The organism is Flavicella sp. IMCC45668 (assembly GCF_057219105.1).
Map to the genome: position 1 here is coordinate 721,436 of NZ_CM170114.1, position 16,742 is coordinate 738,177.

Below are 16,742 nucleotides of genomic sequence, written 5' to 3' on the forward strand. Positions count from 1 at the left end.
GTTGTAATTCAGTGCTTTAGAATATTGTGAATGGTGTTTTTTTACTAGCTATATCTAACTAGTTTAAATGAGCTGTGTTTTTATAAAATTTTAAAAATAGAAACAGGGATAGAAAAGAGTTGTGGATTAACAAATGTTAATCAAAAAAAATCCCATCTAAAAAGATGGGATTTAATATACTTAGAATTGTTTTTTTTAAACGCTTACAATTTTGGCATATTCCATAAAATAGGAATCGAGTGAATTTAATTTTGGTGTCATTTTTTGCGCATATAGTACAAATTGACATTTCGTGATGCTTGGTGTGATCGAGAGTAAGGTTGAAAATGGAGTGCGTTGCGAAAGAAAGTCTGCATCATCAATACTAAACAACATCAATGAAGATGTACTTACTCCATTTGCCAATAAGAGTTTGTTTAAGGTTTGTGGTGTTGCAATAAGGACATCTATACCTTCAAAAATTTCAGATTTCAACAAGTCTATATGAGATTTTTCATCCGCATAATATACCCGCAAGCTATTGTATCTTGTATATGCTGAGAAGGTGTCATATAGCGTATTTGCTTTGTCTCTATTTTCAACAAGAACAATTGCTCTAGGAGCTGTACCTACCGCTTCACATTTTAGTTTGTGCATGGTAGTTAGGATTAAAGTAGTTGTTTTCCCTGATTCAGCAGGACCAGTGAAGAAAACATTGGCACCACTTTTAATTACAGGGATGCTTTTTATTTGAAATTTTGTTGGTTCCGAAATTTCTAAATTTTCTAACAATTCTTTGATCGTTGTATGAAGCTTTTTAAAAGGCATTGGAAGTGCTGACATGGGTAAAATATTGTGAGTAATTTTTAAAAGAACAAAGATATACTATCTAGCTTTTAAATAACATATGAGCATTCTGATTAATCAAGAAAAATTTTAATTTAATTTTCTTACTTGTTCCGTTTGTATGCGTGAAATTTCTTCTAATTGATTCGATTCATATAATTGTCCAAGATGCTCTAGGTTAGTCCCTATTAAGGCTTTGAAATTGACGTAGTCTTGAAAAATAATTCCTGAAACGTTCCTTCTGTTATAAGCAGCTCTGAAGCGAATTCCTCCGTTGTTAGTTTTATAGCTATAGGCTAAATAATCTATAAGATGATTTTTTTTATTGATCCAGTAAACAAACTGATCGTCATAATCTTCGCCGCCACCTTCTTTTAAAAAGGTAATTTTCAGTAATTCATATTCTTGTTCTTGAATAGTGGTACTTCCAATATATTTTTTGATTACTGAAGCGTCTCCAAGTTTATGTGGCAAGGTTGCAAAATAGATAACAGAGTTTAAACTATTCAAAGCACTGTTTGATTTTTCTTCTTTGAGCGTTATTATCTTGTTGTTTGTATATCTTGAGAATTTACCATTTTCCAGAATATCTTTGGTGATAGAATTTTTATTCGAACTAGTTTTTGAGTAAGTGTAGGTGCTGTTTTGATTCTGAAATTCATAACGGTTCCCTCTAAAAACAAAAGAATAATGAGCATGATTATAAAGTTCACCACCATGTGCTTTCATCGTTAGGTTCAAAATACTATCGGCTTTTGATAGTTTCGGAACAATGACATTCTGAACGCTTTTTTTGTGGTGAGATTTTTGTTGTTCACAGGCAAACAATGATGCAATGCTTATAGATAGAACTAAAATCTTTAATGTTTTCATATAGCGATATTTAGGAGTTTTTTCTTAGAGTAAAAATTCAACTAAATATAGTTGAGTGCTTAGCTAAAGATACATTAATCAAATTTAGCATAAAACTTACCTTTCCATTTCCCTTGAACACGCATAATTTGCTCAATTACATCTCTAGCGCAGCCTTCGCCACCTTTTTTAGGAGAAACGTATTTTGATATTTTTTTGATTTCAGGTGCCGCATCGTTGGGAGCACAGGCAAATCCAACTTTTTCCATAACCGGATAATCAGGTACATCGTCACCCATATATAGAACATTTTCAGGAGTTAAATTGAATTTTTCAATTAGTTCTTCGTAAACTTTTATTTTGTCATGCACACCTAAATGAATTTCTGTAACCCCAAGTCCTTGTAGTCTTGTTCTGACACTTTCACTAGAGCCACCAGAAATAATACAAACATTGAAACCTGCATCTACTGCAGATTTTAAAGCATATCCATCTTTTATATTCATTTGACGTACCAATTCACCGTTAGGAAAAATTGTAACGATTCCATTGGTTAATACACCATCTACATCAAAGATAAAAGTATCGATTTGAGGCATTAATTCTTTATAACTTATTTCCATCTATTTGGGTATTTAAAATTGCTTCAGTGAGCAAGTTGTATATTTCTGTTTCTTCTTTTTTGAGCTCTTTTTTGTGAGCTGCAATAGTTTCTTTGTCGTTTCTAATGGCAGGTCCTGTTTGTGCTTGCGAAGGCGATAAGGTTTCCATTTTGTCAGCCGTTTCTTGAATCAGCGGGATTAAAACTTCAAACGGTATTTTATTTTCAAGACATATTTTTTCGCCAATCCCATACATGTAATTGACAAAATTATTTACAAACACAGCTGCTACATGTAGTTTCTTTCTCTGTTTGCTAGTCATTGGATAGACTTTTTCAGAAATAGCTGTGGCAAGTTTCTCTAAAATAAAATAGTCTTCTTTGTTATTCGTCTCAAGACACAAAGGAATCGTGTTGAAATTAACGTTTTTCTCTTTTGTAAAAGACTGTAGCGGGTAAAACACACCTCTGTTATTTGAGGCGAGTACATCCATTTCTGTGGCACCACTTGTATGAACAATCAATCCAGGTAGGTCGCCTAGTTTTAAAGATATGTCTGCAATTACATTATCGCTTGTTGCAATGATATAAATGTCGGCAATTTTCACTTCTTCTATGGTATCTGTGATTGGAGCGAATTTTTCTAACTTCTGGATATTGGATAAGGTTCTGTTGTAAACTTGCATTAATTCAATATGTTCATTTTTCGCAAAAGTATTTGCTAAATGAAATGCAAGATTCCCGCCACCAAGTAAAACAACACGTACCATGCAGCGAATATACAAAGCAATCCTATTTTTAGGAAAGGAATTTGTACTTTTGATTATGCGAATTATTAAATCACCTTATATGTACTACGGAATTTTATCTGTCCTTTGTTTTTTTGCGATTCAGAAGATTGATTTTAAAGACAATGATAAAACTGTTTTAACTCAAGAGATCGAAAATATTTATCAATATAAGGTTACAGATTTGTATGGGGATGAGTTTGATTTTAATACACTTAAAGGTAAAAAAATCATTATTGTGAATACAGCATCTAAATGCGGTTTAACACCTCAATACGCAGGTTTACAAAAGTTATATGACACCTATAAAGATGCTGGAGTAGTGGTGGTTGGTTTTCCATCAAATGATTTTTTATGGCAGGAGCCAGGTTCATCAGAAGAGATTTCTAGTTTCTGTAAAGAAAACTATGGAGTTACCTTTCCTATGATGGAAAAAATTAAAGTGAAAGGAAGTTCAAAACATGACGTCTATTCGTTTTTAACAGAAAAGAAAAAAAATGGTTTAGAGGATTCAAAAGTCAAATGGAATTTTCAAAAATATTTAATCAATAGAGAAGGGGAGTTAGAAAAAGTGATTTCTCCTAAAACAAAACCAAATGATCCAGAAATGATTGCTTTGATAGAAAAGGAATAATATATGAAGTTAGATATACTTGCTATAGGAGCGCATCCAGATGATGTAGAGCTTAGCTGTGGAGCAACCATTGCGAAAGAAATTGCAAATGGGAAAAAAGTTGGGATTTTAGACTTAACTCGCGGTGAGTTGGGTACTAGGGGATCGGCTGAAATACGAGATGAAGAAGCTGCAGCTGCGGCAGAAATCCTGGGAGTGTCTGTGCGAGAAAACTTGTCTTTTGCCGATGGCTTTTTTGTGAATGATAAAGAACATCAATTAAAAATTATAGAAATTATTAGGAAATACCAGCCTGATGTGGTTTTGTGTAATGCTATTGAGGATAGGCATATTGATCACCCTAAAGGAAGCAAATTGGCTTCGGACGCTTGTTTTTTATCAGGACTTAGAAAGATTGTAACGAGTTTAGATGGAGCGGAGCAAAATGCCTGGAGACCAAAAAAAGTATATCATTATATCCAATGGCAACCTTTAGAACCAGATTTTGTAGTAGATGTTACTGGGTTTATGGATATAAAAACGAAAGCAGTAAAAGCATACGCTTCTCAGTTTTTTGATCCTAATAGTAAAGAGCCAGAATCTCCAATTACGAGTAAAAACTTCATTGATAGTGTGATCTATCGTGCAAATGATCTAGGAAGATTGATTGGAGTAGAAAGTGCAGAAGGTTTTGTATCAGAACGTTATGTGGCAGTAGAAAAATTAGATGATTTAATTTAAAAAAAATGCTTGCACAATTGTTGAAATAGTGTAAATTTGCAGCCGTTAAACATGGTGGTTGTAGCTCAGTTGGTTAGAGTATCGGTTTGTGGTACCGAGTGTCGCGGGTTCGAGTCCCGTCTTCCACCCACAGTTTTAAAGGTCTGTTTTTACAGACCTTTTTTTATGTTTAAAAAGTAAAAAATATTACTACAAATATGTTGCAAAAAAGTTTTGAAATTGGAAAAAAAATGTAAATTTGCAACCGTTAAACATGGTGGTTGTAGCTCAGTTGGTTAGAGTATCGGTTTGTGGTACCGAGTGTCGCGGGTTCGAGTCCCGTCTTCCACCCACAGTTTCAAAGGTCTGATTTTTATCAGACCTTTTTTTGTACCCCAAGTCTAAGGATTGTATCTCACTAGAAATCATTAACTATTTTTTTTTAGAGAAGCTTATCCATATTTGTAGCTAACTAAAAACATCTCAAATATACATTCTAAGAACAATCTAGAATTATTATATAAAGAAGTTAATTTGTTGTTAGTTAAATATTTCGACAGAACAAATGTCTTATTCAGGGCTAAAATTGTTTTCTTACTTTTTAGAGTACAGCTCTAAGTTTATATTGCTAGTCTAAAAAAGGTAACCCATGAAAACAATCAATCACATCGTGAATATTATTCATCAAAAAGGCATTTTAGTTTTGACAGTTTTTATGTGCTATATAGGTATGCCATTAAAATCTACAGCACAGCAAAATATTAAGATAAGCGTATCTCCATCAGTGAATACTTCTATTGAGGGACATTTAGATCTGAATCGTAAAAAATATTTCAGTCTTGCGGGATCTTCAAGAGAAGCTGTTAAAAGTTTAGATAATCATCAAATCAATTATTATTTTAAGGACTTAGAAATGACCTTAGGTAGAGCTTTGGGTATGGTTTATTCAGAAAACCGTTGGGGGAATTCTTTTAGAGAAGATTCGAATAGGCCTGGATTTATCGATGTCGATTATATGAAATCAAAGTTAAACCCTAATGATACCGGATACGATCTTATGAAATCTTTGCTAGGTGAAAATCAAGATTTAGCAATGCACGATAGACATACAGCGTACCCAAGTTTTATGGAATCCTATACGAAGGAGGGTACTCATGATACTTATTTCCCTGTTAATAATGACGCTGCTGCAGAGATTGTTGCAAATTTTTTAAAATACAATTATACTGACTTTCAAAGACCTGCTTATTTTGAGCTTGTTAACGAGCCGCACTGGAAATTCTGGGGAGATCCTAGGTTTCATGAGTTTCACAGAAAAGCAAAACTAAAAGTAGACGAATTAAATGTACCAACCAAAGTAGGAGGACCCTGTATGTCGGTTTCCTATTTCTATAAGAAGGGCTTTGGTAATCTAAATCAAATTGTGGATTTTATTGATAATACTAATTTTGAACTGGATTTCTATTCTTTTCATACCTATGATTATATGCGTTGGGATCATGACAATAAAAATTTCATAGGTAGTGTCACCTCAGGTCTTCCTTTGGAAAGTGTTTTTGATGTATTAGCATCCTATACATTTAATACCTATGGTAGAGAGTTGAGCTATGTTGCATCAGAACACGGCGGATACATCTCAGATACTGATAACAGACAACAAGCTTTGGATTACTTGGCAAATACCTATTTTCCTGGAGATGGATTTGAGTTCGAAATGGAAAAAAGAAGCATTGATAATTTTTTAATGGTAAACAGTGCAATTGCCAATACGCTTACTTTTATGAATCATCCTCATGTGGTAGAAAAAACGGTTCCTTTTATTTTATTAGAAACCTCAGGATGGAATCCTTATTATTATTCTAGTCTGTTGGTTAAAGAAAACTTTGACAAGACTAGCGAGAATTTTGCTGAATCTAAATTGATTCATTTTTATCAGTTTTTTAAAAATGTAAAGGGGAGAAGAGTAGAGTCTTTTTCTAAAGACCCAGATATTCAACAACATGCTTTTGTGGATGGTAATAAGTTAATTTTAGTTTTGCACAATCAAAGTGATGTTTCTGGAGAAATTTCTTTGGAGATTGATGATGTAGCGCAAAACTCAATATTGAATTACCAAGTAAGGGAGTTGAAAAGAAAAGAAGATTTTAGACCGGAACTAACGGAGAGCAATAGGGGCGATCTAAAAGATTTGACTATTGCCCCGCAAGGTTCTTTGGTGGTTGCAGTGAACTATGAGAACCCAATACAAGCAACACAGACTATTGATGAACAAGTATATTATAGTAAGGATGTTGTAACTAGTTTTACTGGTAAAAAAGAGTTTACCGTTGAGATCCCTGAATACAAAAGAGTAAAGTACGGAGAGTTACGTGTTGGGATTGATAGAGATATCTCGTTTTCTAAAGAGGTTGAAATTACCTTGAATGGTACTAAACTAAAGGTTTCTTTAGAGGATTGCGCGGACAGAATTGCGGGTGATGATGATTATGCTACTACCAAATCATTTAAGATTGCTGGATACCTGCTTAGAGAACACAATAGCATTGAAGTCAATTTTCCAGATAATAAGGTTGGAGCAGTTGGCGCAATATTAATAAGAGCTGGACTGACGGAAAGTCCAATTGCAGCCATTGATACAGATGGAGATGGTGTATTTGATGCTTATGATAACTGTCCAAACACGAAACTTGGTGTTTTGGTAAATGAATATGGATGTCCCTTAGTAAAAGGAAATTCAACTTTTGTTATTCAAACCAGATCTGAGACATGTCCGGATACTAATGATGGTAAAATCACGATCAATACGGATTTAGAAGTTATCTGTATTGCTAGTTTAGATGGTGTTGACAAAGAATTTGAGAGATCGATAACATTAGATCATTTGACACCTGGCACTTATGAAATCTGTGTTTTTCCCAAGGGACAACTTAGTAAAGAGTGTTATTCCTTTTATATTGCCGCCATAGAAAAGCTTTCATTAGTTACTAAAAATATTCAAAATAAAACTGAAATTACTATTTTAGAAGGAACACCTCCGTTTACTATTTCTTTAAATAAGGAGGTGATGGCCAAGACTGATGATTTGCGTTTTCATGTAGATGGAAAAATTGGTGATTTGATAGAAGTAAATTCGAACAAAGAATGTGAAGGAACGGTTGTTTCTAACATAACCGGATCTTTAATTATTTTTCCCAACCCATCAAAAGGCCGAACAAAAATTAACCTTATGGGAATTCCCGGCGGGATTGTGGAGCTTTCATTAATTGACTTTTCAGGCAAATTAATTAAAAACACCATTAGTACTGATATAGAGGAAGCTATAGATCTAGATTATTCTGATGTCTCTAGAGGAATCTACTTATTGAAAACTAAAGTAGATGGTATAGATCTCAACACAGAAAAAATATTTTTAAACTAATTGGTTTATTTCTTCTACCCTTTAAATTAGGAATTGAAGTATAATTTATTTGAGATCTTAATAAAAAAGTATGTTGAATTAAGATAAAAGTTTATTTTTGCCGTCAAATTTAGAGGTAGAAAATGGAAAAATTAAAACAACGTTGGGGAATAGAATCTAATTGGGATATCTTCTTTATAATAATAGCCTTTTCTATCAACGGTTCATTCGCTTCATATATCGCGAAGCCACTAACTGAATTTATTGGATTGGATTACGAAACAACAAATCCTTGGGTGTTTTGGCCAATTCGTATCTTTTTAATCTTTGTAGTATATCAAACAACATTGCCTATCGTAGGTTGGTGTGTAGGTCAGTTTAAATTTTTCTGGGCAATGGAGAAAAAAATGTTAAAGCGCATTGGTTTTAAACGTTTTTTTAAAGAAGAAGATACAACAAAGTAACAAGGAAGGATTTTTAACATTTTTGAAACACTTCAGAGAAAGCCTCCTTGAACAAAGTTGGTATATTTGGGCTGAATTTTAAATCTATGTCATTTGTTGTGTAGGGTGCTTTTTTGGGGTCAAATAATAAAGTCTTTTTTAGGTGTTGTCACGGTGTTAGGTTTCTTTTCTGGCTTTGCACAGAATGATGGTTATTTTCGCTCTAAAAATCTCCAGAAAAATGATGAAATTGAAATTCTAGAAAAAGTTGTGTTAGGGGAGTTTTCTAAAACTCCAGTTCTAGTGGTTCCTGAAATTATTCCTGAAAAAGATTATATAGCCGAAAATTGGATTACAACGAGATTCAATCCTTATGAAAATACCGTCTTGGAATATCCTTTTAAATTAACTTTTAAGGATAGTGTATTCGCATCACCTATCAAAAGGAAAAAAGTAATTACATCTCATTTTGGATGGAGGAGAGGAAGTGCACACAAGGGAATTGATATTGATTTGTACACAGGAGATAAAGTACTGGCAATGATGGGAGGTAAGGTGCGTTATGTAAAGTGGCATTACGGACATGGCAATGTTGTGGTTATTCGTCACTATAATGGTTTAGAGACGGTTTACGCTCATTTATCTAAACAATTAGTTCAAGTAAATGATTCTGTGAAAAAAGGTCAGATTATAGGAAAAGGAGGTGTTTCAGGAAATGCTAGGGGAAGTCATTTACATCTAGAAGTACGCTTTAAAGGAACCTGTATCAATCCTGAATATGTATTTGATTTCGGTCCAGAAAATAAAGTGAGAGCTTCTGAAATATGGGTGAATAAAAAGTGGTCTCAAGCTTATACACAAAACTCAAGACATCAAGAAATAATTCATATATGTCACACGCTAGAGGAAGCGAAAGCAATAGCAGCACCGGAAATTACTTATCATATTATCAAAAGAGGTGATACGCTATCGTCAATTTCTCATAAATATCAAGTCTCCATACCAAATTTATGTAAGAGCAATCACATCACCACAAAAACTATGTTACGTGTAGGGCAAAAGATAGCAATTCGCTAATCACATTATAGTCAAATTCAATACTTACTCGGAAACATTTACAAGAATAACGAGTATCTTGCATACCGATGGCTACAAACAAAGAAATTTTTGGAACAGAACCGCTTCGTAAATTATTAAAAGCACAGTCTATTCCTGCGTCTATTGGTATTTTGGTAATGTCTGTGTATGGGATCGTAGATACTATATTTGTTGGGCGTTGGGTTGGTACATATGGTATTGGTGCCATTACCGTAGTGATGCCAATTACCTTTTTAATCTCAAGTATTGGAATGGCTATTGGTGTTGGTGGAGCTTCTATTATTTCAAGAGCTTTTGGAGAAAAAAATGATCAAAAGGCATATAAAGTTTTTGGTAATCAAATGATGATGACGCTCAGTTTAGCGCTTTTATTTGTGTTATTTGGTTTTTTATATCAAGATGAATTTTTAAATGCTTTTGGTGGGAAAGGTGAAATATTACAACCAGCAAGGGATTATTTCGGAATTACACTTATTGGAGTACCATTTTTAGCTTGGGCGATGATGAGTAATAATGTGATTCGTGCAGAGGGGTATCCTAAAATGGCGATGTTAACGCTGTTGATTCCTGCGATGACTAATATTGTATTAGATCCTATATTTATCATTGGGTTTGACATGGGGATCAAAGGTGCTGCTTGGGCTACGAGTATTTCTTATATGGCTAGTGCGATGTTTACTTTGTGGTTTTTTATCAAAGGTGATTCTCAGATAAAAATAAATTTAGGCTGTATTCATCCTAATATAGCTATTATCAAGGAAATAGGAGCTATCGGTTCTGTTACGTTAGCGAGACAAGGAGCAGTTAGTTTATTGTCTGTTGTGTTGAATAATACTTTATTTGCGTATGGAGGAGAATTGTCATTATCAGCGTATGGAATAGCAAGTAGAATGTTGATGTTTGCGAATTTCCCTGTTTTGGGAATTACACAAGGAACCGTTCCGATTTTAGGATATAATTATGGAGCAAAATTATATCGCCGTGTAAAAGCCTTGGTAACCTTATCTATGAAAACGGCGACGGTAATTGCATTGATTATATTTACAATAATTATGAGCTTGACTGAGTATATTGTGCAAGCCTTTACCAATGATCCCGAATTAATTAGGCAAACTGTACCAGCTTTACGATTGATTTTTTTGGCAACACCTTTGATTGCTGTAAACATGATTGGTGGTGCATATTTTCAATCGATAGGAAAAGCTGTGCCAGCATTGTTGCTGACTTTATCAAAGCAAGGTTTCTTTTTGATTCCTTTAATTTTAATTCTTCCAAATTATTTTGGTGTGTATGGAGCATGGTACGCATTTCCAATAGCTGATGTAGGCGCAACTATTGTGACCTATATTTTTTTAAGAAGAGAAACACGAAAATTGAAATAGTCAATTAGGGTAGTATTTTTAAGATATATTATCTATTAATTGTGTTTCGAGAAACTCTATTTAACATAATGTAAATTATAATACAAATATGGTTTTATAAGTAAATTGGCGAATACGCAGTATTTGACATAATATCAGATATAACCAACACGCAGTGTTTTATATCGATAGATATTATGTTAAAGCCTATTTAAACGACGCATAATTGAACAGAAAATATTCGTAAGGTATCATTCCATACAATGCGCTCGATTACTTTTAAAAGTTTAAATGTCGTAAATGGAACTTATTTTTAAACACATTTTCAAACCGTTTTCCCAATACCAAAAAAAGCTAGCTTTTAAATGTTATTGAAATTTTAGCGTATTTGAATAATTGTGCATAATATTTTTTTCTACGCGATTCTCGTAAGCTTGCCACAAGAGTATAAAATTTAAAAAACATAAATTTCTATACACTTGTTATATGTAGAACATCAATTAATCTTTCTTTTTATGTTTCATTATCTTTTGTCTTGAAACACGGCATAAAAGTTAAAGATTAAGAATCTTTAATTTTATGAGCAAGCTAATGCTGATGGTGAATTTTAGGCTGCAGATACATTTGGAAATAATCTCAGATCAATCTCTATATTTTAAAATCAATTCTAAATATTAAGTTCTTTTCTTCTAATTATTTTATCCAAATTTATCTGAGGTCGTTTTTACTAGAGGTTAAAACTAAATTATTTCCAAGTTACAATATCTTCAAAAGCTCTTCTTGATTTTCCATGTTCTGGGTTAGCTTTTCGGTATCCAAAAGCCGCCATAAATGACAATCCATATTTGTCAGTATCGATATCAAATTTTTCACTTAATAAAGTTTCTGCTTTTTCTTGATGAAATCCTTCTATGGGGCAAGAATCAACACCAATCAAGGCGGCTGATGTCATCATATTCCCCAAGGCTATGTACGTCTGTTTAGAGGCCCAGTCGAATAATTTTTTATCTGTATCCAAATTAAAATCACGCTCTTGAAACTCTCTATAAAATTTAGAATACATTTCAATCACATCAGCAGGTAGCTGTTTTACTTCTTTCATCATATGCATGATATAATCCGAATCATGCTTTACCATGGGCGCTTTCATGCTCAAACCTAAAATAAAATGACTTGCGGTATCCAATTTTAAAGGAGCTCCCCACGCTACAGGTTTTAATAGCTCTCTTAGTTCTTTGTCTTGTACAACCACAAAATGCCAAGGTTCAAAACCAAAGGAACTTGGAGAAAGATTAGCGGTTTTTAAAATAAAAGTAATTTGCTCTTCGGTTAAGGTTTTAGAAGGGTCAAATTCTTTGGTTGCATGTCTGAAATTGAAGGCTTCTAAAATGTCTTTTGAGTCAATGTTTGGAGTATTCATAGATATTTATTTTATATAATTTATACTATCATTAGTATAGTGTCAAAAATAAATATAGTTGTCGTCATTCACAATAACGGTCAAATTGGATAGTATAAAATAAATTATTAAAACATTGTAATTATGTATTTTATAATGCTACCCTTCCACGTAAACCAAAAACATAAGCACTTTCAATTGTAGGATCTAAAGCTGGATTAGAAAAGTATTGGAAACTCGGTGTAATTGCAAAGTTTTGAGAAAACTGAAATCTATAGAAAATTTCAGTAGATAATTGACCTATATCGTTTTGCGTTTTACCCCAATTCAAACCGAAACCGATTAAATCTTTGTTTACATTGGGTTTAATGATAAATCCACCGGTATAGGACTCAGAATAAATAGGCGCACTTCCTTCTGACCAACCCGCTTTAAAAAACGGCATGAAAGTTTCGTGGAATGTCCAGTTTGCACCAATCACAATACCCCGACCCTCTTCAATAGCTGCCGCAACCCTTTCATCAGAATGCCAGGCCATCACATGAAAATTCTTATAAAAACGTTCTTGTCTTGAAGGTGTCCATGAGAATTCTACGGATGTATACAACTCATTAAAATTTTTAAAAAACTCGAAATCATTGGCGGTGCTGTTGGCGTCGTTTACCGTAGCTTGAATTAAAAATTGATTCTTGATATAATGCCCAATACCAATACCTGTGCTGGTATCTGCTAATGCGATTGAAGGATTTACCAAAATGGATAAATTTTGAAAAGTAGTAAAAGGATTCACATACCCTAATACATCAAAGTAATCATTGGGATCATACCTTCCGATAATAACTCCTGTTCTCCCCTTGTTAAATTTCTGTTGCCAAGTCATTTCTAGCAATAAAAATCGAGCATCAGAAAACAAAAGTGCAGGAATTCCATTATAACCTAATTCAAAACCCAAGTTTGAAGGCGCTATTTGTGTGTACTTGTGTCTGTGATCCATATTAACCACGAAAGTACCGTTGTTTAATGAATTCCTGTTGACCAAGGTCCATCTAGAATAAATTTTAAAAATACCACTTCCAGTAAAATCACTTCTCTTATAAGGAGAATTCTCTCCAAACTGATTGGTAGCGGTATAACTTGTACTCACCTGTAAACCTATTTTATCATTTACACTTTTTTTCCAATGAAACCATGGTTGTGTAATACTATCTAGAACGGAAATTCGTAAAAATGTTTCTTCCTCATCATCTGTAATAGCTAAAAAAGCTGTCAACGACCCAATACCTTGTTCTAGTTGATTGGCATAACCTGATTTTCCATTACTTTTTTGAGTTTCACTACTGTCAGATTGAGACCAACCTATATTTGGAACACACAGTAGCAACAATACCAAACTAATGCTCCGGACAAGATTATTCCAATAATTATTTATTTGAAGTACCACCATTGGTTTTGTTTTCTAACTCAATCAATTCCTTGCTTTTCACTAGTGCTTTACTCATGTCTTTGCTGGACATCAGCTCAACTATTGAATAGTCTTTTAAAAGGCCAGTAGGCAATCTCATCAAATAAACAGCTTGAATCAATTCATTGTCATTAGGTAATTCACATATAATATAATTTTTACCGTCACCCAAACCAAAATAATAGCTGAGTATCTTACCTCCTAATTTTTCAAAGGCAGCAGAGACTGCCTCTTTACGATCTATTGGGTTGTCCATCATTAGTTTCCATGCAGTAGCATTAAGTTCACCAACAAACATAAGCGTTCGCTTTTCCTGTGCTTTCGTTGTTAGGCAAACAAACATTATGAAAAATAATAAAACTATTTTTTTCATAATTATTTACTTAAAGTGTTTTTGTACACTATACCATCCTTCATAATTAATTTGATAGATGCTACGTCTTGCTCTCTTGGTTCAGCATCGAACCATTTGTCATTTGCTCCAATTACTTTAATATCTTCTAGTGGATTTCCGTTTACAAGTAAAATATCTGCATAAGCTCCTTCTTTAATCACTCCCAAATCCCCATCTGGATATGGGTTTTCTGGACCTGTTAATTTTGCCAATTCTCCGCCATTGATAGTCATAGCCTGCAAAGCCCAAAAATTACCGAACTCTCTTGCCATGTGAAATTTCGTAAAATCCATACATTGACGATAAGGTACACCTGTGAGAAGTACGTAATCTGAATTCAATACAATTTTAGGTTTGTACTTTTTCACCAACTTAGAGAATTCTGCACTTTCTTCTCGTAAATGCATAAACTTTTTCGTTGGTGGGAAATTAGGGTCTTGATGTGCCGGGTGCTGCATTGCTTCAGGCGCTAAAGCTGTTAAGTTTGGTGATAAAACTGCATCTTTCTTAACCAATTTTTTCATGTTTTTCTCTGAAATCGTCAAACCATGATCGATGACTTTTGCTCCTAAATCTAGAGCTCTACCTAAATCTTTATCTTGATGTACATGTACAGCGACATACGACCCCCAGTCTTCTGCTGTTTCTACAGCAGCACTTATCTCGTCATCACTAAATTGAGATGCATAAATAGGATCTTTTAAGGAAGTTACCCCACCACTTACCATTACTTTGGTATAATGTGCTCCTAAAGCATAATTTCTCCTAACTGCCTCCATTACTTCAGCTCTACCATCTACAACTCTAGTCATTTCTAAACGCTCCATATTACTTTCTCCTTTGCGTTGGGTTAGCATTCCAAAATCACCATGACCAGCGGTCTGTCCAATCAACCCTCCAGCAGCATAAATTCTTGGCCCAGGAAGCGTACCTTCATCAATCACATTTTTTAGTCCAACGTGTGCTCCTCCCATGTCTCTTATCGTCGTAAATCCCATCGCCAACATTTCCTGAGCAAATGCAGCTGCTCTCGCACCAATTTCTTCCCACGTAGTTCCTTCTAATTCGTGTAGTGTACAAGTTTTATACATATTCATATGTACATGACTATCAATTAAACCAGGCATTAACGTCATTCCTTTACCATCTATAATCGTGGCATTTTCAGAAGCAATAATTGCCAAAGGTTCTTCCGATACTTGTGATATCATATTGTTTTCTATCAGAACATCTCTTTTTAACAATTCATTAGAAATTCCATCGAACACCATTACATTGGTAAATAACACAAGTTTTTTAGGTGACTTTTGCGCAAAAACACTTTCTGTTATTAGAAATACAGAAATCATTAGTAATAGTAATTTTTTCATAATTTTTGATTTTGATAATTTAATGGTTTGGTTAGTCTAATGTATTCTTGTAAACTTTACCATCTTTCATAATAAATTTGATTGATGCTACATCTTGTTCTCTTGGTTCAGCGTCAAACCATTTGTCATTTGCTCCAATTACCATAATATCTTCTAAAGGATTTCCGTTAACAAGTAAAATATCTGCATAAGCACCTTCTTTAATCACTCCTAAATCTCCATCAGGATATGGGTTTTCTGGACCTGTTAGTTTTGCCAATTCTCCACCATTTACAGTCATGGTTTGCAATGCCCAAAAATTCCCGAACTCACGAGCCATATGGAATTTCGTAAAATCCATACATTGACGATAAGGGACATCTGTAAGTAAAACATAATCAGAATTAAAGACCATTTTAGGTTTGTACTTTTTGATATAAGCAGTTAGGTTTTTACTTTGTTCTCTAAGCGTCATAAATTTTTTGGTAGAAGGAAACTCTGGATCTTGATGCGCTGGATGCAACAAAGCTTCAGGAGCCATTCCGGTAAGATTTGGAGAGAAAAAGGCTCCTTTTTTCACCATTAATTTCATGTTTTTTTCAGAAATATTTAGTCCATGGTCTATTACTTTTACTCCCAATTCTAACGATCTTTTTAAGTCAGGGTTCTGAAATACATGAACTGCAACATACGAACCCCAGTCTTCTGCCGTTTCTACGGCTGCACTTATCTCATCATCAGTAAATTGAGATGCATGAATTGGATCCTTTAAAGAAGTAACTCCACCGCTCACCATAATTTTGGTGTAATGTGCACCCAAAGCATAATTACGTCTAACCCCTTCTAGAACTTCTGCTCTACCGTTTACAATTCTCGTCATTTCTAAACGCTCTAAATTACTTTCTCCCTTGCGTTGGGTCAACATCCCTAAATCTCCATGTCCAGAAGTTTGAGATATCCATGCACCTGCTGAATAGATTCTTGGCCCTGGCAATAAGCCTTCATCAATCACATTCTTTAAACCAACATGGGCACCTCCCATATCTCTAATAGTAGTAAATCCCATGGCTAACATTTCTTGTGCAAAAGCAGCAGCACGAGCACCAATTTCTTCCCATGTAGTTCCTTCCAATTCGTGTAGAGAACATGTTTTGTAGGTGTTTAAATGCGTATGGCTATCAATAAGTCCAGGCATTAATGTCATCCCTTTTCCATCGATTACTTTGGTGCCTTCTGGTGTGCTTAGGTCCGTTCCTATTTTTGAAATTAAATTTTCAACAACCAATACATCATTGCCTTCTGTTAATTGATTGGTTTGTCCATCGAAAATTTTTACGTTCGTAAAAAGTGTTTGAGCACTTGCAGAAGTCATTAGTAGCGAAGCTACTAAAAAGGAATAAAAACATTTCATAGTTGTGGTTTTTGATTACAATTTTATAA

General features: G+C 34.1%; 15 protein-coding genes and 2 tRNA genes. 8 read left to right on the top strand and 9 right to left on the bottom strand.

Annotated features, from left to right (window positions below; translation table 11 throughout):
- Nucleotides 1–195: 195 nt before the first annotated feature.
- The 4 genes from AC2DZ0_RS03335 to AC2DZ0_RS03350 all read right to left on the bottom strand — a co-directional run bounded on the left by AC2DZ0_RS03335 (nt 196) and on the right by AC2DZ0_RS03350 (nt 3,048).
- A complete protein-coding gene (locus tag AC2DZ0_RS03335) occupies nt 196–822 on the bottom strand; it encodes a DEAD/DEAH box helicase (RefSeq protein ID WP_484643657.1) in 627 nt (208 codons plus the stop codon).
- 93 nt (nt 823–915) lie between these two features.
- Entirely contained in the window at nt 916–1,698 is a 783-nt protein-coding gene (locus tag AC2DZ0_RS03340) for a DUF6503 family protein (protein WP_484643659.1), read from the bottom strand.
- A gap of 74 nt (nt 1,699–1,772) precedes the next feature.
- On the bottom strand, nt 1,773–2,300 hold the full coding sequence (locus tag AC2DZ0_RS03345; RefSeq protein WP_484491626.1) for a KdsC family phosphatase: 528 nt from the start codon (nt 2,298–2,300) through the stop codon (nt 1,773–1,775).
- A complete protein-coding gene (locus AC2DZ0_RS03350) occupies nt 2,284–3,048 on the bottom strand; it encodes a Rossmann-like and DUF2520 domain-containing protein (RefSeq protein WP_484643661.1) in 765 nt (254 codons plus the stop codon). The genes AC2DZ0_RS03345 and AC2DZ0_RS03350 overlap by 17 nt, the downstream gene beginning before the upstream one ends.
- 79 nt (nt 3,049–3,127) lie before the next feature.
- Here AC2DZ0_RS03350 and AC2DZ0_RS03355 point away from each other — a divergent pair, with 79 nt between their 5' ends.
- From AC2DZ0_RS03355 to AC2DZ0_RS03390, 8 genes are all read left to right on the top strand, one after another.
- Nucleotides 3,128–3,700 carry a glutathione peroxidase gene (locus tag AC2DZ0_RS03355; protein ID WP_484644822.1) on the top strand — a complete coding sequence of 191 codons (573 nt, stop codon included), beginning with the start codon at nt 3,128–3,130 and terminating at the stop codon, nt 3,698–3,700.
- A 3-nt stretch (nt 3,701–3,703) separates the two neighbouring features.
- Nucleotides 3,704–4,420 carry a bacillithiol biosynthesis deacetylase BshB1 gene (gene bshB1 / locus AC2DZ0_RS03360; protein WP_484643662.1) on the top strand — a complete coding sequence of 239 codons (717 nt, stop codon included), beginning with the start codon at nt 3,704–3,706 and terminating at the stop codon, nt 4,418–4,420.
- 53 nt (nt 4,421–4,473) lie between these two features.
- Nucleotides 4,474–4,549: transfer RNA gene (locus AC2DZ0_RS03365), tRNA-His, on the top strand.
- A gap of 126 nt (nt 4,550–4,675) precedes the next feature.
- Nucleotides 4,676–4,751 (top strand) — tRNA-His (locus tag AC2DZ0_RS03370).
- Nucleotides 4,752–5,048: 297 nt separating this feature from the next.
- Nucleotides 5,049–7,817: a T9SS type A sorting domain-containing protein gene (locus AC2DZ0_RS03375; protein WP_484643663.1), complete on the top strand. Its 2,769-nt coding sequence runs from the start codon at nt 5,049–5,051 to the stop codon at nt 7,815–7,817.
- Nucleotides 7,818–7,939: 122 nt separating this feature from the next.
- The gene (locus AC2DZ0_RS03380; protein ID WP_484491630.1) at nt 7,940–8,260 is read left to right on the top strand and encodes a DUF6787 family protein; all 321 of its coding nucleotides are present in this window, start codon (nt 7,940–7,942) and stop codon (nt 8,258–8,260) included.
- 153 nt (nt 8,261–8,413) lie between these two features.
- Nucleotides 8,414–9,316, top strand: coding sequence for a peptidoglycan DD-metalloendopeptidase family protein (locus AC2DZ0_RS03385; protein ID WP_484643664.1), 903 nt, complete (start codon nt 8,414–8,416; stop codon nt 9,314–9,316).
- Between the two features lie 68 nt (nt 9,317–9,384).
- A complete protein-coding gene (locus tag AC2DZ0_RS03390; protein WP_484643666.1) occupies nt 9,385–10,719 on the top strand; it encodes an MATE family efflux transporter in 1,335 nt (444 codons plus the stop codon).
- 724 nt (nt 10,720–11,443) lie between these two features.
- On the opposite strand, the gene AC2DZ0_RS03395 is transcribed toward AC2DZ0_RS03390, so the two are convergent.
- From AC2DZ0_RS03395 to AC2DZ0_RS03415, 5 genes are all read right to left on the bottom strand, one after another.
- Nucleotides 11,444–12,118 (bottom strand): NAD(P)H-dependent oxidoreductase, encoded by a 675-nt coding sequence (locus tag AC2DZ0_RS03395; protein ID WP_484643667.1) that lies wholly within the window; start codon nt 12,116–12,118, stop codon nt 11,444–11,446.
- Between the two features lie 130 nt (nt 12,119–12,248).
- Nucleotides 12,249–13,541 carry a carbohydrate porin gene (locus tag AC2DZ0_RS03400; RefSeq protein ID WP_484643669.1) on the bottom strand — a complete coding sequence of 431 codons (1,293 nt, stop codon included), beginning with the start codon at nt 13,539–13,541 and terminating at the stop codon, nt 12,249–12,251.
- A complete protein-coding gene (locus tag AC2DZ0_RS03405) occupies nt 13,519–13,932 on the bottom strand; it encodes a GYD domain-containing protein (RefSeq protein WP_484643670.1) in 414 nt (137 codons plus the stop codon). The genes AC2DZ0_RS03400 and AC2DZ0_RS03405 overlap by 23 nt, the downstream gene beginning before the upstream one ends.
- 2 nt (nt 13,933–13,934) lie before the next feature.
- On the bottom strand, nt 13,935–15,323 hold the full coding sequence (locus tag AC2DZ0_RS03410; protein ID WP_484643671.1) for a metal-dependent hydrolase family protein: 1,389 nt from the start codon (nt 15,321–15,323) through the stop codon (nt 13,935–13,937).
- A 31-nt stretch (nt 15,324–15,354) separates the two neighbouring features.
- Nucleotides 15,355–16,713: a metal-dependent hydrolase family protein gene (locus tag AC2DZ0_RS03415; protein WP_484643672.1), complete on the bottom strand. Its 1,359-nt coding sequence runs from the start codon at nt 16,711–16,713 to the stop codon at nt 15,355–15,357.
- Nucleotides 16,714–16,742 lie beyond the last annotated feature (29 nt).